Annotated in this window: 15 protein-coding genes and 1 tRNA gene; 11 read left to right on the forward strand and 5 right to left on the reverse strand. The window is 66.3% G+C overall.

What is annotated here, in order from left to right; all coding sequences use genetic code 11:
- On the reverse strand, positions 1 to 1,107 hold the full coding sequence (gene ald / locus AC1RPL_RS20200) for an alanine dehydrogenase (RefSeq protein ID WP_493071972.1): 1,107 nt from the start codon (positions 1,105 to 1,107) through the stop codon (positions 1 to 3).
- Between the two features lie 136 nt (positions 1,108 to 1,243).
- Between ald and AC1RPL_RS20205 the strand changes: the two genes are divergently transcribed.
- From AC1RPL_RS20205 to trxB, 8 genes are all read left to right on the forward strand, one after another.
- Positions 1,244 to 1,714: an Lrp/AsnC family transcriptional regulator gene (locus AC1RPL_RS20205; RefSeq protein ID WP_493071974.1), complete on the forward strand. Its 471-nt coding sequence runs from the start codon at positions 1,244 to 1,246 to the stop codon at positions 1,712 to 1,714.
- A gap of 271 nt (positions 1,715 to 1,985) precedes the next feature.
- A complete protein-coding gene (locus tag AC1RPL_RS20210) occupies positions 1,986 to 2,528 on the forward strand; it encodes a pseudouridine synthase (protein WP_493071975.1) in 543 nt (180 codons plus the stop codon).
- A gap of 221 nt (positions 2,529 to 2,749) precedes the next feature.
- Positions 2,750 to 4,630 (forward strand): potassium transporter Kup, encoded by a 1,881-nt coding sequence (locus tag AC1RPL_RS20215; RefSeq protein ID WP_493071977.1) that lies wholly within the window; start codon positions 2,750 to 2,752, stop codon positions 4,628 to 4,630.
- Positions 4,631 to 4,671: 41 nt separating this feature from the next.
- Positions 4,672 to 5,157: a 2'-5' RNA ligase family protein gene (locus AC1RPL_RS20220; protein ID WP_493071979.1), complete on the forward strand. Its 486-nt coding sequence runs from the start codon at positions 4,672 to 4,674 to the stop codon at positions 5,155 to 5,157.
- Positions 5,158 to 5,214: 57 nt separating this feature from the next.
- Positions 5,215 to 5,291, forward strand: a tRNA-Met gene (locus AC1RPL_RS20225).
- A 327-nt stretch (positions 5,292 to 5,618) separates the two neighbouring features.
- On the forward strand, positions 5,619 to 6,173 hold the full coding sequence (locus AC1RPL_RS20230) for a hypothetical protein (RefSeq protein WP_493071980.1): 555 nt from the start codon (positions 5,619 to 5,621) through the stop codon (positions 6,171 to 6,173).
- Positions 6,174 to 6,228: 55 nt separating this feature from the next.
- Positions 6,229 to 7,599, forward strand: coding sequence for a tyrosinase family protein (locus AC1RPL_RS20235; protein WP_493071981.1), 1,371 nt, complete (start codon positions 6,229 to 6,231; stop codon positions 7,597 to 7,599).
- Between the two features lie 124 nt (positions 7,600 to 7,723).
- Positions 7,724 to 8,698: a thioredoxin-disulfide reductase gene (trxB, locus tag AC1RPL_RS20240; RefSeq protein ID WP_493071982.1), complete on the forward strand. Its 975-nt coding sequence runs from the start codon at positions 7,724 to 7,726 to the stop codon at positions 8,696 to 8,698.
- Between the two features lie 45 nt (positions 8,699 to 8,743).
- Here the strand turns inward: trxB and AC1RPL_RS20245 are convergent, their stop codons facing one another.
- From AC1RPL_RS20245 to AC1RPL_RS20255, 3 genes are read right to left on the reverse strand one after another with little or no spacing between them, the layout of a single operon-like run.
- Positions 8,744 to 9,562, reverse strand: coding sequence for a hydrolase 1, exosortase A system-associated (locus tag AC1RPL_RS20245; protein ID WP_493071984.1), 819 nt, complete (start codon positions 9,560 to 9,562; stop codon positions 8,744 to 8,746).
- Positions 9,550 to 10,245, reverse strand: a complete 696-nt coding sequence (locus AC1RPL_RS20250) for an alpha/beta hydrolase family protein (RefSeq protein WP_493071986.1) — start codon at positions 10,243 to 10,245, stop codon at positions 9,550 to 9,552. The genes AC1RPL_RS20245 and AC1RPL_RS20250 overlap by 13 nt, the downstream gene beginning before the upstream one ends.
- Positions 10,242 to 10,514 carry an acyl carrier protein gene (locus AC1RPL_RS20255; RefSeq protein WP_180140008.1) on the reverse strand — a complete coding sequence of 91 codons (273 nt, stop codon included), beginning with the start codon at positions 10,512 to 10,514 and terminating at the stop codon, positions 10,242 to 10,244. Before AC1RPL_RS20255 ends, AC1RPL_RS20250 begins: the two co-directional genes overlap by 4 nt.
- 72 nt (positions 10,515 to 10,586) lie before the next feature.
- On the opposite strand from AC1RPL_RS20255, the gene AC1RPL_RS20260 reads away from it, so the two are divergent.
- From AC1RPL_RS20260 to AC1RPL_RS20270, 3 genes are all read left to right on the forward strand, one after another.
- A complete protein-coding gene (locus AC1RPL_RS20260) occupies positions 10,587 to 12,170 on the forward strand; it encodes an acyl-CoA ligase (AMP-forming), exosortase A system-associated (RefSeq protein WP_493071988.1) in 1,584 nt (527 codons plus the stop codon).
- Positions 12,167 to 13,354: a pyridoxal-dependent decarboxylase, exosortase A system-associated gene (locus tag AC1RPL_RS20265; protein WP_493071990.1), complete on the forward strand. Its 1,188-nt coding sequence runs from the start codon at positions 12,167 to 12,169 to the stop codon at positions 13,352 to 13,354. Before AC1RPL_RS20260 ends, AC1RPL_RS20265 begins: the two co-directional genes overlap by 4 nt.
- Positions 13,355 to 13,680: 326 nt before the next feature.
- Positions 13,681 to 15,873 carry a hypothetical protein gene (locus AC1RPL_RS20270; RefSeq protein ID WP_493071992.1) on the forward strand — a complete coding sequence of 731 codons (2,193 nt, stop codon included), beginning with the start codon at positions 13,681 to 13,683 and terminating at the stop codon, positions 15,871 to 15,873.
- 112 nt (positions 15,874 to 15,985) lie between these two features.
- On the opposite strand, the gene AC1RPL_RS20275 is transcribed toward AC1RPL_RS20270, so the two are convergent.
- A complete protein-coding gene (locus AC1RPL_RS20275; protein WP_493071994.1) occupies positions 15,986 to 18,403 on the reverse strand; it encodes a TonB-dependent receptor plug domain-containing protein in 2,418 nt (805 codons plus the stop codon).

The raw sequence follows: 18,403 nt of genomic DNA on the forward strand, positions 1-18,403 counted from the left end.
TCAGCCCGCCCAAGCTTCGAACGGCAGGTCGAGATCGTCGGCGACGGCCTTGAACGCGATTTTGCCCTTGTAGACGTTGAGGCCGTTGGCGAGGTGCTTGTCGGCCTTCATCGCGCCCTCGGCACCGAGATTGGCGAGCTTGAGCACGAACGGCAGCGTCGCATTGTTGAGCGCGAAGGCCGAGGTGCGGGCGACCGCGCCCGGCATGTTGGCGACGCAATAATGGATGATGCCGTCGACTTCATAGACCGGGTTGTCATGCGTGGTGGCATGGCTGGTCTCGAAGCAGCCGCCCTGGTCGATCGCGATGTCGACCAGCACCGAGCCGCGCATCATCGTCTTGAGCATGTCCCTGGTCACCAGCTTCGGCGCCGCGGCGCCGGGCACCAGGACCGCGCCGATCACGACCTGCGACGTACGCACCGCCTCCGCGATCGCGGCCTTCGAGGCATAGGCGGTCTTGATCTGGCTGCCGAAATGCATGTCGAGCTCGGCCAGGCGCTCGTTGCTGATGTCGTAGATCGTCACGTCGGCACGCTGGCCGGTTGCCATCTGCGCGGCGTTGATGCCCGAGACGCCGCCGCCGAGGATCGCGACCTTGCACGGCGCCACGCCCGGCACGCCGCCGAGCAGCTCGCCGCGGCCGCCCTGTTCCTTTTCGAGATAGTGCGAGGCGACCTGGATCGACATGCGGCCGGCGACTTCGCTCATCGGCTTCAGGAGGGGGAGGGCGCCCGAGTTCGACGTCACCGTCTCATAGGCGATGCAAGTCGCGCCCGACTTCATCAGGCCCTCGGCCTGGGGCTTGTCGGCGGCGAGGTGGAGATAGGTGAACAGCAGGTGGCGCGACTCGAGCATCGCGATCTCGCCCGGCTGCGGCTCCTTGACCTTCACGATCATGTCCGAGCCGGCGAACACCGAAGCGGCGTCGGGGGCGATCCTGGCGCCAACGGCTGTATAGGCCGAATCGTCGAAATCGATGCCCATGCCGGCCTTGGTCTCGACCAGCACTTCATGGCCGGCATGGACCAGCTCGGCCACCGAAGCCGGGGTCAGGCCGACGCGATATTCGTGATTCTTGATTTCCTTGGGAACGCCGATGCGCATGAAAGCCTCCGTGAGATGCGGTTGGCGCGCACGATATCGCATCCGGGGCCGCGAATCCTTGCAAAGATAGGATGGCTGCGAAAGCTCGTTGCATGGAATTGCTGTAAATCGCTCGAAATTCGGCTATCCATGCAAGATGGACAGGATCGACGCAGCTATCCTCAAGTCGCTCGCAGCAGACGCGCGGGCGCCGGTAAGTGCCATCGCCGCGCAGGTGGGACTTTCGCAATCGGCCTGTACCCGGCGGATCCAGGCGCTCGAGGCATCGGGGCATGTCCAGGGCTATGGCGCGCGACTCGGGCATCGCCGGCTGGGTTTCCGGATCACCGCGCTCGTCGACATCACGCTGGGCACGCAGGTGGAGGAGGACCTTGCTCGCTTCGAGGCGGCGGTGGCGCAGATCGATGGGGTGGTCGAGTGCGCGCTGGTCTCGGGCGGGCAGGACTACCGGTTGAAGATCCTGGCGCGCGACCTGGACGATTATGAGCGCCTCCACCGCGAGCATCTCGGGCGGTTGCCGGGGGTGGTGACGATCAATTCCAGCTTCGTGCTGCGCGCGGTGCCGACGCGGAGCGAGGCGGAGGCGCTGTTCGGGGCGGGGCGGTAGGATCAGGCCCCAGGGTTATATCGACATTCAGATGAAGGATATTGCGGCCGTCGTTCCGCCGTCACCCCGGCCTTGTCCCGGGGTCCGGCGCCGCCCGCTGCGCAAAGAGCCTCTTGCCCGATGCTCGCCGCCGGCCGGCCATCCCGGCTTGAATGTCGATCAACCTGGGGCGCAAGCTTGGCGATCATGGCTGATACGCGATACAATCGCCCATGACCGATCCCGACGTACCGAGAATTTCGCCCCTTTCCCATCGCAAGGCTTTCCCGGCGTGACTCGGCTCATCCTGCTCAACAAGCCCTATGGCGTCCTGAGCCAGTTCACGGATCGCGGTACGGAAACGGCGCGCGCGACGCTGTCCGACTTCGTCGATGTGCCGGGGGTCTATCCCGCCGGCCGGCTGGACCGGGACAGCGAGGGGCTGCTCCTGCTGACCGATGACGGCAAGTTGCAGGCGCGGATCGCCGATCCGAAGTTCAAGCTGCCCAAGACCTATCTCGTCCAGGTCGAGGGCGAGCCCGACGCGGCCGTTCTGGACCGCCTGCGAACCGGCGTGCTGCTGAAGGACGGCCCGACCCTGCCGGCGCTGGCCGAGCGAATCGAGGCTCCTGCGCTGTGGCCCCGCGATCCTCCCATCCGGCAACGGGCGAGCATTCCCGATTGCTGGGTGAAGCTGACCCTTCGCGAAGGACGCAATCGCCAGGTCCGCCGGATGACGGCGGCGGTGGGGCATCCGACCCTGCGGCTGGTGCGGTGGAGCATCGGGAACTGGTCGATCGCGAATCTGCCGGTGGGCAAATGGCGCACCGGATGACGCCGCGTTCATTCCGGTGGAACCCGACGCCCCCTTGCGCGTCCTCCCCAGCGTAACGACATTCGTTGATTGCACATGCTGCGCGTGCTAACCGCGCGCCGCAATTAGAAGATCGAGAACGCAGGTCGCATGGCCAGGTCCGTTTCCTTTCCGACGCGACGTCCGCGCCCGTGAACAGCACCCCAGAAGGAGCCGCACCGTCGGCTCCGGCAGAATTTGACGTGCACGCCGCGCATGGCCATGGCCATGACGCGTCGTGGAAGCTGGCGATCGGCGCGATCGGCATCGTCTTCGGCGATATCGGCACCAGCCCGCTCTACGCATTCCGCGAGACCTTTGCAGGGCACCACAAGCTGGCCCTCGACACGATGCACATCATGGGCGTGATCAGCCTGATGTTCTGGTCGATGATGGTGGTGGTGACGCTGAAATACGTCACGATCATCATGCGCGCGGACAACAAGGGCGAGGGCGGCAGCCTGGCGCTGCTCGCGCTGATCTCGCGCAGCAGCGGCAATCCCAAGCGCTGGACCCAGGGGATCGTGCTGCTCGGCGTGTTCGCCACCGCGCTCTTCTACGGCGATTCGATGATCACGCCGGCGGTGTCGGTGCTGTCCGCGGTCGAGGGCCTCTCGGTCGCGGCGCCCGGCTTCGCCAGGCTGGTGCTGCCGATCGCGGTGGTGATCCTGGTCCTGCTCTTCTCGATCCAGCGTACGGGCACGTCGCGCGTCGGCGCCTTTTTCGGCCCGATCATGCTGTTCTACTTCCTGACGATCGCGACGCTGGGCACGCTCAGCCTGATCCAGACGCCCGAGATCCTCTACGCGCTGTCGCCGCATCACGCCTTCCTGTTCCTGGCGAACGATCCGCTGCGCGGGTTCCTGGCGCTCGGCTCGGTCGTGCTGGCGGTGACCGGCGCGGAGGCGCTCTATGCCGACATGGGCCATTTCGGCCGCAAGCCTATCCGCGTTTCGTGGCTGTGGTTCGTGCTGCCCGCGCTGATCCTCAATTACATGGGGCAGGGCGCGCTGCTGATGCGTCACCCGGCGGCGCTGCACAGCCCCTTCTACATGCTCGCTCCCGAGGCGTTGCAGTTCCCGCTCGTCATCCTGGCGACGATGGCCGCGGTTATCGCGTCGCAGGCGGTGATCTCGGGCGCCTTCTCAGTGACGCAGCAGGCGATCCAGCTCGGCTTCGTGCCGCGGCTGCGCATCGAGCATACCAGCGCATCGACCGCCGGCCAGATCTACATCCCGCTCATCAACTGGGCGCTGATGATCATGGTGATCCTGCTGGTGCTGACCTTCCGCACCTCGTCGAACCTCACCGCGGCGTATGGCATCGCCGTCACCGGCGCGATGCTGATCGACAACTGCCTGCTGGCGGTCGTCCTGTTCTCGCTGTGGAAGTGGAAGAAGCGCTACGCGATCCCGCTGCTCGCGGTGTTCTTTACCGTCGACCTGGCCTATTTCGCGGCGAACCTGACCAAGGTGCCCGACGGCGGCTGGTTCCCGCTGTTCGTCGGCTTCGTGGTGTTCACGCTGCTGACCACCTGGTCGAAGGGCCGCCAGCTGATGATCAACCGGCTTCGCGAGAGCGCGATGCCGATCAAGATCTTCATCACCTCCGCCGCGACCGCGGCGACGCGCGTGCCGGGCACCGCGGTGTTCATGACCTCGACGCCGGACGGGGTGCCGCACGCGCTGCTGCACAACCTCAAGCACAACAAGGTGCTCCACGACCGCGTCATCCTGCTGACGGTGAAGATCAAGGACGTGCCCTATGTTCCCGACGAGCACCGCATGCATGTCGACGATCTGGGCAAGGGCTTTCACCGCATGATCCTGGCCTATGGCTTCATGCAGGAGGCGGACGTGCCCGCCGCGCTCAAGCAGGCCAGCAGCTGCGGGCCCGAGTTCAAGATGATGGAGACCAGCTTCTTCCTGGCCAGGCAGACGTTGCTCGCCTCGTCGCGGCCGGGGATGATGATCTGGCGCGAGAAGCTGTTCGCCTGGATGCTGCGCAACGCGGAAAGCGCGATGGAGTTCTTCCGCCTGCCCACCAACCGCGTGGTCGAGCTGGGCAGCCAGGTCGAGATTTGACCCCGGATCAGGTCCGGGGCGAACGACCTGCGCCGCTCGTGGTGACGGCGCTGTTCGGGCGCCAGGACCAGGCCTGGTTCAATGCGCTGCGCCGCGAGCATTACCCGCCCGAGCGCAATGTGCTCGACGCGCATCTGACGCTGTTCCACCAGCTGCCGCCCTCGGTGGCGGACGAGCTCAAGCATCGGCTGTCGGTCGAAACGCGCGGGGTGTGCGCGCCCCGGGCCAGGGTGACCGGGCTGATGTCGCTGGGCGGCGGAGTCGCCTACCGGATAGAGGCGCCCGAGCTGGTGGCGATCCGCGCGGGGCTGGTCGAAGCCTTTGCCGGGCTGTTGACGCCCCAGGACGCCGGCCGCTGGCGCCCGCACGTGACCATCCAGAACAAGGTTCGCCCGGTGCTGGCCAAGGCGGTGCTGACGGCATTGTTGCGCGATTTCGTGCCCCGCGAGGTGGAAATCGCGGGGCTGGCGAGCTGGCATTATCGCGGCGGGCCGTGGGAAGCGCATTCCCGCCACATGTTCGCTTGACCGACCGGCGGGCGGGACCTATGTGGCCGCTTCGCTTGGCGCAAAGCCCTGTTTTGGGGCGGAGTAGCTCAGTTGGTTAGAGCACGGGAATCATAATCCTGGGGTCGGGGGTTCAAGTCCCTCCTCCGCTACCAAGCGAACCTTCCGATAGCTGCGAGACCGACCTGCACCGCGCGCGCCAAGGGCGTCGGCGGGCGCGCCGTGCTGGGGACTCGGCGCGCCCGCCGGTCGCAGCGCGGAGTGGGCAGGCGCTGCGCCTGCGCCCGGCCCCGGGGGAGCGAGGAGGCGCATCCCTGTTTCGCGTGGCGCGTGCGGTGGCGCCATCACTCCCGGGGCGGACGGAGTCACTCTTTTGGGGTGCCGGAGACGGCGTTCGACGCAGGACCGGCGGGATTGACAGCATGCTTGCCGGGCGTGGCGCGCGCTTCGATAGTGCGGCCTGCGACCTAGAAGGGGAAATCATGCGCACGCTCCTGGCCACGCTCACCTGCCTCACGCTGCTCGCTCCGGCGGCCATTGCCCAAACCGTGCCGCCGCCGGCCGCCGAAGCGGCGCCCGCGGCGAACCCGCAGGATGTCGGCTCGCTCGATGCGATCCTGGCTTCGCTCTATGACGTGATCTCGGGCGACAAGGGCGTGAAGCGCGACTGGGGCCGCTTCCGCAGCCTGTTCTTCCCCGGTGCGCACATGATCCCCACCGGCACGAACAAGGAAGGCGGCCGCGTCGCGCGGGTGGTGACGGTCGACGACTATGTCGGCCGCGCCGCCATGCTCGAGGCATCCGGCTTCCACGAGAAGGAACTCGCGCGCCGAACCGAGGTGTTCGGCAGCATCTATCACGTCTTCTCCACCTATGCCTCGGCACGCGAGGTGGATGGCAAGCCGCGGGCGGATCGGGGGATCAACAGCATCCAGCTGTTCCATGACGGCAAGCGCTGGTGGATCCTCAACATCGCCTGGGACCAGGAGACGCCGGAGCGTCCGATCCCCGGGAAATACCTCGGGAACGGCGGCTAGGCAGCGCTGCCCGCGCTCCCCATGATGCGCCGTCGCGAATCGGGGGAGGCGAGGCGTGCTGGATCGACGGGGGATATTGGCGGCCTTGGCCACATTGGGCGTAGCGCCTGCGCTCGCGGCGCTGCCCGAGGCACCTACGCAGCCGCGGCTACCTTGGGCCGAGTTTCGCCGTACGCCTGACTATGCGCGCCTCGTCGAGGCAGTGCGGCGGATGAAGGCCAATCCGGATGCCCGCAGCCCCGCCAGCTGGGCCTTCTGGCCGATGGTCCACATGCAGCATTGCCCGCATGGCCAGCCCTATTTCCTCGCCTGGCACCGCGGCTATCTCCATTTGTTCGAAGCGAAGCTGCGCGAGATCTCGGGATCGGCGACGCTCAGGGTGCCCTATTGGGATTATTTCGCCGACCCGCGCATTCCCGCCGAGTTCAGCGCCGGCAATTCCGCAACCAACCCGTTGTTCGAGCCGCGCATCGGCGGCGAGGTCGGCAAGGCGCTGGGCTTCGCCGCCTTCGCGCCACAGGTCACCGGCTTCCAGCGCGGCGGCAGCGCCGAGTGTTTCGAGGCGGAGGTCGAGGCCTTCCACAACAAGGTCCACAATCTCGTCGGCGGGCGGATGGCGAGCATGCTCTCGCCTTCGGACATGATCTTCTGGGTCCATCACGCCAATGTCGACCGGCTCTGGGCGGCGTGGAGCGCGGCGGGGCAGGGGCGGGCAATGCCACCGGCGAGCGACGCCTATTGGGCGGGGCGCTTCGACTATGCCGAGGGGATCGGGCTCGATCGGAACAGGGCGCTGGACGGCGCCGGGCTCGGCTATCGCTATCCCGAACTCAGATTGCCGGGGGTGGCGGTGAAGTCACCCGCGGCTGGAGCGGTTCGGCCGCATGCGCCGGCACCGGTGCGTCGTGCGCCGGCACCCGTGATGGCGCCCCCGCCACCGCCTGCCGCCGCACCTCCACCGGCCGAGATGGCCCCGCCCATGGCAATGGCCGCGGCGCCCGCGCCGGTGCCCTATCGCGGCATCTGGCTGGGCGAGGCCCAGTATCAGCGCGAGCCACTCCAGCGTTCGCGCGACGCCGGCTTCGTGCCCGACGACGTGACGATCGTGCTCGACCAGGTCACGCTGAGCGGCGGCGGTCAGCTCGGCGGCTATTTCTACGATCTCTATCTGGACCTGGACGGCGAAGGACGCACCGTTCCCGAATGCCTGCTCGGCTCGATAGGTCCCTTCCAGATCGCCGCGGCGCGCCACCATAGCGACGACGGCATGGCACGGATCGAGCTGCCGGTCGGCGAAGTGATCCGTCGCGAGGCGCAGGGGCTGGAGCTGGCCGATCTGAGCGTGGTCTTCGCGCGGGTCGCCACCGCGGGCGCCGCGGAAGGCGAGACGATCGCGATCGGATCGATCGAAGTGGCGGGCGCCTAGCCGGGCTTGGGGCGCCTGAGCCAAAGCTGTTGTCCACAGCCATTGCGGGCGGCCCTATACTACCCATGTTGCCTCGAGCCTTGCCCAGCCCCTAGATGCGGGGCTTACCAATTCGGAAGCCATGATGACCGCCACTCATTCCACTCGCATGCTGATCCTCGGCTCCGGCCCCGCCGGCCTTACCGCCGCCATCTATGGCGCGCGCGCCGGCATGGCGCCGATCGTGGTGCAGGGCATCCAGCCCGGCGGCCAGCTGATGACCACCACCGATGTCGAGAACTACCCCGGCTTCCGCGACGTGATCCAGGGCCCCTGGCTGATGCAGGAGATGCAGGCCCAGGCCGAACATGTCGGCGCGCAGATGATGTGGGACACGATCGTCGAGGTCGATGTGACTCAGCGCCCGTTCCGCATGGTCGGCGACAGCGGCACCATCTATCTGGGCGACGTGCTGGTGATCGCCACCGGCGCACAGGCCAAGTGGCTCGGCCTCGATTCGGAGCGGCTGCTCCAGGGCAAGGGCGTAAGCGCCTGCGCGACCTGCGACGGTTTCTTCTTCCGCGGCAAGAAGGTGGCGGTGATCGGCGGCGGCAACACCGCGGTGGAAGAGGCGCTCTACCTCACCAATCACAGCCATGACGTGACCGTGATCCACCGCCGCGACTCGTTCCGCGCAGAGAAGATCCTGCAGCAGCGTCTGTTCGCCAATGAGCGGATCAACGTCATGTGGAACAAGAAGGTCGAGCGCTTCATCGGCGGCGGCAACCCCGAGGGGCTGGTGGCGATCGAGCTGAAGGACATGAATACCGGAGAGCTGTCGCAGATCGAAGTCGATGGCGGTTTCGTCGCGATCGGCCATCACCCGGCGACCGAGCTGTTCCGCGGCCACATCGATCTCGATTCGGACGGGTACATCACCGTCGAGACCGGCACGACCAAGACCAGCGTGCCGGGTGTGTTCGCGTGCGGCGACGTGATGGACAAGCATTACCGCCAAGCGGTAACCGCCGCCGGCACCGGCTGCATGGCTGCGCTGGAGGCGGAGCGCTTCCTGGCCGAGGCGGACTTCGAAACGGTGGTGGAGCACGCTGCGGAGTGATCTAGTCGTCATCCCGGCGAAAGCCGGGATCTTGTGCCGCAAGCGCTAGCCGCCTGAGACCCCGGCTTTCGCCGGGGTGACGAGTTGGTTCAACACCCGCTCGAACAGCCAATCCTTGTCCGCGGCGCTGGCGAAGCTGTGGCTCGCGCTGTCGATCTGCTCGACCTTCGCCTTCGCCCGCGCTGCGTCGAACGCCGCGCCCTTGAAGGCGTCGGCGAAGGCGATCGCCGTATTGTCTCCCTTGGCGAGCAGGATCGTCACCGGCACCTTGGCCTCGCCAAGCGACGCGGCGAAGTGGGCGGCGATATCGGTGGGCACTTCGGGCGGTGTCTGCGAGGCCTTGCGCAAGCCCTTGACCAGCTTGGCGATATTCACGCCGCCGCGCAGCAGCCTTAGCCACTCCTTGGGGTCGCGCAGCTTGCTCGCATAATGCGCGCGGATCGCTGCGGCGGGGGGCATCTCGTCGCTGGCTTCGATCGCCCAGGGGTTGGCGAGGACCAGTGCGTCGATGCCGGCCCGGGCATGGAAGAAGGCAAGAGCGGTGGCGGCGTCGCAATTGCCATAGGCGACGATCCTCTCCACGCCGGTCTCCCGAAAGGCCTGGGCGGCGGCGGCGATATCCTCGGCGCTCGCCGCATAGCCGCCATTCCGGCCGGGCGAATCGCCGATCCCGCGGCGATCGAAGCGCAGGACCGGATAGTCGGCGCGGGCGATGCGCTCGGCGAGCAGCGCCATGCCGCGATGCGCACCGATGCGGATCTCGTTGCCGCCCGAGACGATCAGCAGGCCGGTGGTCTCTGCCGCCTCATCGAGCGTGCCGATCAGCGTTTCGCCGGCGCAGGTGAACTCGATCAGCCTTCGCACGAGCGGAGCCAGGCGGCGATATCGTCGGCGAGGACCGCGGCGAGAGCCGGATCATTGTCCGGTTCTGCGCGGCGCCATAGCGGGCTGCCTTCTACCCTTTGGTCGGCGTCGGCGGTGTCGGAGACGAGACGGACGATCCGCGCGCCCGGCGCGGGGCGGGCGGTGGGGAGTTCGCCGAGCAGGATCGGGGAAAGCAGGTTGCCGGCGATCTCGACCGAGGTGTCGCCGCCGAAGATCAGCGAATCCAGGTCATGGCGTTGCGGATCAGCAGCGATCGCCGCTCGCTTGAGCTCTCGCAAAAGCTTGTCGCCGAGCATCGGGGCGAAGTGCCAGCGCCCAGCGACGGGGGCGAGCGTGTCGAGCAGCGCGCCACTGCGAAGGCTCATCGCGTAGCAGCTGCGCCCCTCGCGATCGAAGGTGTCGCAGGCGAAGTTGAACGCGTCCTGCATCTTGAGGATCGAGGACTTGCTGGTCGGCACCAGGCTCTCGCCCTGGCCGGGCAGATCGGGCAGCGCGCCGGCGATGCCGCGCTCGGCGAGGAGGCGCAGGATCGTCACCACGAAGGCGCGGGTGCGGTTGGCTTCCTCGAAGAGGGGCAGCGCCGCGACTACGACCGGACCGTGTGCAGGGCCGAAGCGAAGCATCGCTTCCCGCCCGCCGGGCCAGTCGTAGTGACCGATCACCCGAGCGCCTTGGCGGCGGCGAAGCGGGTGAGGGCGCCGAAGCTTTCCAGCATCTCGCCGTCCACCTCGTCATCCTCGATCAGGATGCCGAGCCGGTCCTCCAGCTCGGTGAGCACGCCGGCAACGGCGAGCGAATCGAGCTCGGGCAGGGCACCGAACAGGGGGGTATCCGCACGGAAATCGGCGACGCGCTCGGCACTTAGCCCGAGGACATCGCGGAGAACGCCGCGGACGGTATCTTCGACTTGGAGCGACCCATCGGGCTGCAATGCACTTCCCCTAGGAGGTTTTTCGTTGCCCTAAGGGTTGGCGCCGCCGCTGCCAAGGGTAAGGGTAGTCCCGTGATCGAACTCGACCCTGTTCCCCGGCCCCTGGATAGCCTGCCCGCGAGGGGGAAGCCCGATGCCGTGGCGCTGGAGGACAAGGCCGGCACGCTCAGCTATGCCGAGCTGGAAGCGACCGTGGGCGGCATGGCCGCGGCCCTGCAGGACCTGGGGCTGAACCCCGGCGACCGGGTGGCGAGCTGGCTGCCCAAGACGCGGACGGCGTGCATGATGCCGCTGGCGGCGGTGCGGGCGGGGCTGGTGCATGTGCCGATCAACCCGGCGCTCAAGCGGGCGCAGGTGGCGCATATCCTGGCCGATTCGGGGGCACGGGCGCTGGTCAGCCAGAGTGTACGCCTCCAGTCCCTGGAAGGTGGCGATGTTCGCGCCGGATGCCGGGTGGTCGAGGAAACCTCGCTCACCTCGCAGCGGACGCTTTCGGTCTCGGATGTTGACACCGACACGCTGGCGGCGATCCTCTATACCTCCGGATCGACCGGAATGCCCAAGGGCGTGATGTTGAGCCATGCCAATTTATGGCTCGGAGCCATCAGCGTGGCGCATTATCTTCATATTGAATCTGAGGATCGGGTTCTCGGCGTGCTGCCGCTAAGTTTCGATTATGGGCAGAACCAGCTCTTCTCGACCTGGGCGGCCGGCGGGCGGGTCGTCCCCCTGGATTACCTGACCGCGCGCGACGTCATCAAGGCAGTGGGCCGGTTCGGGATCACCAGCCTCGCCGGGGTGCCGCCACTGTGGGTGCAGCTGCTCGAGGCGGACTGGCCGGTTGAGACCGCGTCCAAGCTTCGGCGCCTAACCAATTCAGGGGGCGCGCTTACCGCTAAGATGGTGCGCGACCTGCGGGCGCGCTTTCCCCACGCCGACCTCTATCCGATGTACGGGCTGACAGAGGCGTTCCGATCGACCTATCTCGATCCAACCTTGGTCGATGCCAATCCCGATTCGATCGGAACGGCCGTTCCGTTCGCCGAAGTTCTCGTGGTCGGCCCTGACGGGGAGCCCGCCTCTCAGGGCGAACTGGTCCATGCGGGCCCTCTGGTCGCCCAGGGGTATTGGCAGGACGCCGAGCGGACCGCGCAGCGCTTCCGTGCGGCCCCTGCGTTCTCGGAAAGCGGCGGCATGGCAGTCTGGTCGGGCGACACGGTGCGGCGGGGCGAAGACGGGCTGCTGCGCTTCGTCGGGCGCGACGACGAGATGATCAAGTCGGCCGGTAACCGGATCAGCCCGACCGAGATCGAGGAAGCCGTGCTTTCGGGTGGGGAGACCGGCGAGGCGGCGGCGTTCGGGGTGCCCGACGACCGGCTGGGCCAGGCGATCATGGTGGTTGCGCGGGGGGACGGTGGCCGCGAGGCGGAACTGCGCGATCGGCTGCGGCGCGAATTGCCGAGCTTCCTGCAACCTGCGCGCTATGATTGGCGTGTGGAGCTGCCCAGAAACGCCAATGGCAAGCTGGATCGGGCGGCGTTGAGGGAAACACTTCGTCATCCCGGCGAAAGCCGGGACCCGGAGCCAGAAGCGGCGTCACCGGTGACCTTGGGCCCCGGCTTTCGCTGGGGTGACGACAAGGGGAGTGGGAAGTGACCGTTACCGCCAAGCCTTCCGGCCCGATCCCGCCCGAGTTCGCAGCACTCCAGACGCTTCCATGGCTCGATGTGCGCACGCCGGCCTATGTCTACGACTTCGCGGTCGTAGAAGCGCGGGTGAAGCGGCTGCGCGCGGCGCTGCCTGCCAGGATCGGCGTACATTATGCGATCAAGGCCAACCCGTTCCCGTCGCTGCTGGCGCGGATCGCGCCGCTGGTCGACGGGATGGACGTAGCCTCGGCGGGCGAGCTGGCCAGGGCGCGCGACATCATGGCGGCGGCGCAGATCAGCTTCGCCGGGCCGGGCAAGCGCGATTTCGAGCTGGAGGCGGCGATCCGGGAAGGCGCGACGCTCAATCTCGAATCGGAAGCCGAAGCGGAGCGTGCCTTTGCCATTGGCGAGCAGCTGGGCATCGTGCCGCGCCTGGCGGTGCGGGTGAACCCGGACTTCGAGCTGCGCGGGTCGGGGATGAAGATGGGCGGGCGGGCCTCGCCCTTCGGGGTCGATGCCGCGCGCGCGGCGGCGCTGGTCAGGCGGGTGATCGCGGCGGGCGCCGAGTGGCGCGGCTTCCATATCTTTGCCGGATCGCAGGCGCTCGATGCCGCCGCGGTGATCGAGACCCAGGCGGCGACCGTGGCGCTTGCCGCGCGGCTGGCCTGCGAAGCGGGGGCGATGCCGCCCTTGGTCAATCTCGGCGGCGGCTTCGGCATCCCCTATTTCCCCGGCGATACGGCGCTCGATGTCGAAGCCGTGGGCGCGGCGTTGGACGAGGCGATCCGGGGCCTCGATACGGAATATGCGATCGAACTGGGCCGCTGGCTGGTCGGCGAGGCGGGCGTGTACCTTGCCCGCGTGATCGACCGGAAGGAGAGCCAGGGCGAGACCTTCCTGGTGGTGGACGGCGGCCTCAACCACCACCTCGCCGCGACCGGCAATTTCGGCACGGTCGTGCGGCGGAACTATCCGGTCGCGGTGGCGCACCGGATGCAGGACCCGGCGGAGGAAGTGGTGACGGTGGTCGGGCCGCTGTGCACGCCGCTCGACCGGCTGGCAGACCGCGTGGCGCTGCCGCGCGCCGAAGTGGGGGATGTGATCGCAGTGTTCGCCTCGGGCGCCTATGGCGCGACGGCGAGCCCGAGCGCATTCCTGGGGCATCCGGGGGTCGAAGAGCGGATCGCCTGAAGGCGATCCGTTCAAGCCCGCTCTAGACATTCGCTTGCTTGTTCCGAGGCTCGCCCTCGGAGGCGCTTGGTTGATTGTCGTTCTTGTCTGTCTGCCCGATTTTATAAGGCGATGAATTCCTTAGCTCCGGAAGAATCTTTGCTGCCTTGTTAACCTCGATGTTATGAAGCTACACTTGCAGATCGTGGTTCCGAAACGCGTACAACTTGGAATAATGTAGTGTGGGCGTAACGTCGGGGTGTGCGTACTTCGTAATAGCGAAGGATGCATTGCGGGGAGGGCAGGGGATGAGTCAGTCAACATGGGCAGCGTTACGGGCTGCCGAAATGCTCAAGTCTTTCGGCGGATCGACGGGGAATCCCCTGAATGCATTGATGGGGTTTTTCCAACCGCTCCTGATTGATCGTGCAGACAAACGGTTTGATCCCAAGGAGTTCGCGGCTGCCGTGCGCAGCGCCTATGGATGGAACTTCACCGATGATGTCGCTGACGGCTTCCGCAAGACTCTTGCAGAGCAAGGCTGGCTTCGCACGGCCTATGACGAGAATGGGCGGGTTCGAACAGATGACGGGCGGCCAGTGCAGAACATCGTTTGCCCTGCGACAACCGCCTTGTCGTTCGAGCAGCCGATCGAAGAGATCATCAAACGGCTGACGGCAGCATTCCGAACGTTCATTACCAGCCAGAACATGCCGATCGAAGGCGTGTTCAAGGACGATGAGGATATCGTCGGCGCCATCGTTGAGCATCTCGTCGACAGCTACGGGACAAGCGGAAAATACGAGATGGGTGTCGAAGCGCCCGACATGTCCGAATTCCCCAGTGCTGCCGAGAGCTATAATTCCGACCAGAAAGTCTATCAGGTCTATCGGTTCATTTCCGACATCCAGTCGTCGGGAAACCCGTTGTCCAACGACCTTGAGCGAATCGCCGCGGTCGGTCTCCTCGCTGAACTGGCGCAAGATTTCAGCAAGCCAACGTCGCGCGTAACCAAATCCAATCTCGCGGTGTATTTGGATTCCCCGATAGCGCACGATCTCGTTGGCGTGTCGGGCAAGGAGGCCGCGCAACAGACCCGAAGCGTTCTCAGGAAGCTCCAGGAAATGGGGGCGAGCCTGAACATATTCGATCAATCAGTGAAGGAGATGCAGATCTCGCTCCGCACGATCCTGGCCAAGGATCCCGCCGATCGTTTCGGAGCGATACAAGAGGCCTTCCTGCACGACGAAATCAATGAATCCTACGTCCATACGATTGTCGCGGACCCTGCTCGTGCGTTCAAGGAATGGGGTGTGCAGGTAAAGACCCCCGGCATCCAGAACGCGCTCAAGCCCGATCATTTCTTCACGCAGGCGCAATATTACACATTCTATGACAAATTGACTCGCGCCCAATGGAACTGCGACGCGAGTGCGGCGGCCCGGTGCCGGCACGATGCCAACGCGGTCGCCTATATCATGCGCCTGCGTAAAGGGCATGAGAGTGACGACATGTTCGCGGCGGGGCATCTGTTCCTCACACGGAACCGGAGCTTCTCGTCGCTGGCGCGCCGTTTTTGCGTCCAGGAAGATCTGATCTCCGACGAATCCGTCGGCCCCTTCGTCAACATGCATGATCTGGCAGCATCGCTTTGGCTGCGGACGGGCCTTTACGAGACGTCTTTCGAAATTCCACGGGGGCAATTATTGGTGGGCTGCGAGCGCGTCCTCGCCCTCAAGCGGCCCGTTATCCAAAAGGCTCAGCGCGCCATCCTGAGGCTGCGCGAGCGTCCGGATATCGATTCCGAGAAGAAGCGTCAGATGGAAGCGATCCTATCGCAGGATCGCAGTAGGATCCTGATTTCGGATCGCATCCGAGGAGCGCATCAGGAAGTAACCGATGATGACCTGATCGAAATCTATCGGAGAGTTCTGGCTGACGAGGAGACCAGAGGTGTCCAGAAGGGCCGCCTGGAAGTTGCGGAAGAGCGGGACCGCGTCGCGCGTGAAAAGGCCGAACTCGAAGAACGGCTTGCGAGAATGGACGAGGAATCGCGTGCGCGGGAGGCAGCGCTGAGCGCTGAATTGACGGCCGCGAAACAGCAGGCTGCGAATGAAGTTGCCGAAAAATCGGGGCGCCTCGATGCGCTGCTGGCAGAGATCAATGGCGAAATCTCTTCGCGCAACCGGATGATCTTCGCTTCGCTCGCGATTCTCTCCGGGCTCTTGGTGATCGCATCCTTATGGAAAGAGATATTCTCGGTTTTCGGGCAAGAGCTCACGTCCGGCGCACATGGCGTCATGCTCAGCCCCCTCTTCCTGCTGCTATGCGCGTGCTTCGCGCCGGTGGCCGCGTTCGTTGACCAGATATTTCGCGTGGCGGGGCACGAGAAGCCAGTCAGGAAGTGGCTCGTGGAGGCATGGGCCATCCGGCGTTTCCTGCTGAAGGCGGATGAGCGGGGATTATGGGAAACACTCGGAAGCGATCCGGCAGGCAAGGTCCATTACAAGGATGGGCAGATCGTTCTCAATCTGCCCTGATGCCGGTCGTAATAGCCCGTGTTCGATTTCGCTGCGGACTTGGGCAGGTATCGCAATCGCACGACGCCCTTGCCGGAAGGGAGCGGCCCATCCAGGCCGCTCCCCGCCAGGCTCACCAGCTCAGGCCGATGCGCGCATAGACGTAGCGCCCGCCGAAACCGAAGGGCGAGTAGTACGGGAAGCCGACCACGCCGGTCGAGTTGTTCGCGGCGATGGTGGCGTCCGGATATTCGTCGAACAGATTGTTCACGCCGAGCGCGAACTGGGCGCCCTTGAGTGCCTGGTAGCGCAGCTCGAGGTCGGCGATGGTGTGCTTGCCGGTGTTGATGTCGGCCGAGCCGTTCGCCGCGGTGCCGGGCTGGTTGACGTTGCCGTAATAGCTGGCGCGCGCAGTGATCGCGATCTTGTCGAGCGACCAGTCGATCGTGCCGGTGACCTTCTCGCCGGGCGTGCCCTGCTCGATCGTGTAGATGCGGCTGCGGGCGAACAGGACCGGGGCAGGGTTGATCGTGCCGGTCGAGGTCGGGATCGAGCTGCGGTCGAGCTTGGTCTGGTTGACGTTGCCGGCGATCGTGAAGTCGAAGGTGCCGGCATCGTCGGTGGGCAGGCGGTAATGCGCGACGGCGTCGATGCCGCGGACGCGCGAGCGCAGGCCGTTGATGAAGAAGCGTGCGGCCGAGACATTGTAGGGCAGGAGCAGCGCCGCGACCTGGGGGCTGAAGGTGGCCGCGATATTCTCCGACAGCGCGAGCTGGTTGCGCAGGCGGATCTGATAGGCGTCGATCGTCAGGTCGAACCCGCCGGAGCGGATCACCGTGCCGAGCGAGAGGTTGGTCGAGCGTTCCGGCTCGAGCGGAAGTCCGCCGAGCGCGGTGGCGACGGCGCTGGTCGAGGGGAAGGTGCCGGTGAGGATCGGGTTGCCGTTCTGGATCACCGAGGCGACCGAGGTGAAATATTGCTGCTGGAGGCTCGGCGCGCGGAAGCCGGTCGAGGCGGTGCCGCGGATCGCGAACCAAGGGGCGAAGTCGTAACGCAGCGAGACCTTGCCGGTGCCGGTGTCGCCGAAGTCGGTATAATGCTCGGCGCGGCCGGCGAGCCCGACCAGCAGCTTGTCGGTCACCTGGGCTTCGAGATCGATGTACGCCGAGGCGTTCTTGCGGTCCTGCTCGGTGGCGTTGAGCGGGGAGAAGCCGCCAAAGCCCTGCGCGCCCGGTGCCTGGCCCGCGACCGGGGTGGTGGGGTAGCCATAGGAGGCCTGCTCGCCCGGGGTGATCTTGAAGCCTTCGCGGCGAGTCTCGACGCCGAACGCCACGTTCAAGGACTGGAACACGTCGAACTTGCGCGACACGTCTACGCCGGCGACCCACTGATCATAGATCAGCGCGCCGTCATAGAAGCTGGTCGGCGAGGCGTTGCCATAGGCGTAATTGGCCGAATTGCGCGTGTAATAGGCGATCTTGTTGCGGCCATAGGCGACGTTCAGATCGACGTTCCAGCCGGCGAGCTCGCCCTTCAGGCCGAGCGCGCCGTTCGCATTGGTCGACTTGGTGTTGATGATCGGCAGGAAGCCATTGGGGTAAATGGCCGAGACCGCGGCTGCGGCGGCGGGCAGGCGCGGGAAGGCGGCGCTGCGGCTGTCGCGGTCCTGATAGCCGAACCAGCCATACAGCTTCCAATTGTCGCCCAGGCCGGTGCCGGCGTTGACATAGCCGGTATACTGCTCGACCTGCGGGTCGCCGAAGCGGCCGGTGACGCGGGTAGGCGTGACGCGCGGATCGTAATCGGCGCGGTTGGTCGCCTCGCGGTTGAGATACTCGCCCGATACCGTGACATAGCCGTCATTGCCGAAGCCGATGCCCTGCCAGGCCGAGGCGGTGAAGGTCGGCTCACCGGTGACCGAGCGGCTGCCGCGCGCCGTGTCGATATCCGTCGCATAGAAGCCATAGGTGGCGGTGGCGCCGCCGCCCGAGCGCGCTTCCTTCAGGCGGACGTTGATGACGCCGGCGATCGCGTCCGAGCCGTACTGGGCCGAAGCACCGTCGCGCAGCACTTCGATCCGCTCGAGCGCCGAGACGGGGATGGTGTTCAAGTCGACGGCAGCCGAGCCGCGGCCGACCGAGCCGTTGATGTTGAGCAGCGCCGAGGCATTGGCGCGCACGCCGTTGATCAGGACGAGCGTCTGGTCGGGCGAAAGGCCGCGCAGCGTCGCCGGGCGGATCGCATCGGTGCCATCCACCGCCGAAGGGCGCGGGAAGTCGATCGAGGGCGCGACGGTGGCGAGCGCGGCGCCCAGCTCGGTGCTGCCCTGATTGCGCAGCGCGGCGCCGCTCAGCACGTCGACCGGCGAGGCGGTGTCGAGGCGCGTGCGGCCCTGGGTACGGGTGCCGGTGACGATGATCTGGGTATCCTCGGGGGGCGGGCCCTGATCAGCCTGGGGCTCGGCGGCCGCGGTGTCCTGCGCGAGGGCGGGAGATGCGGCGAACGCCAGCGTGGTGGCGATGGCGAGGAGCGACGAGGAAACTAAACGCAT

Source organism: Sphingomonas sp. GW821-FHT12D09 (assembly GCF_058807215.1).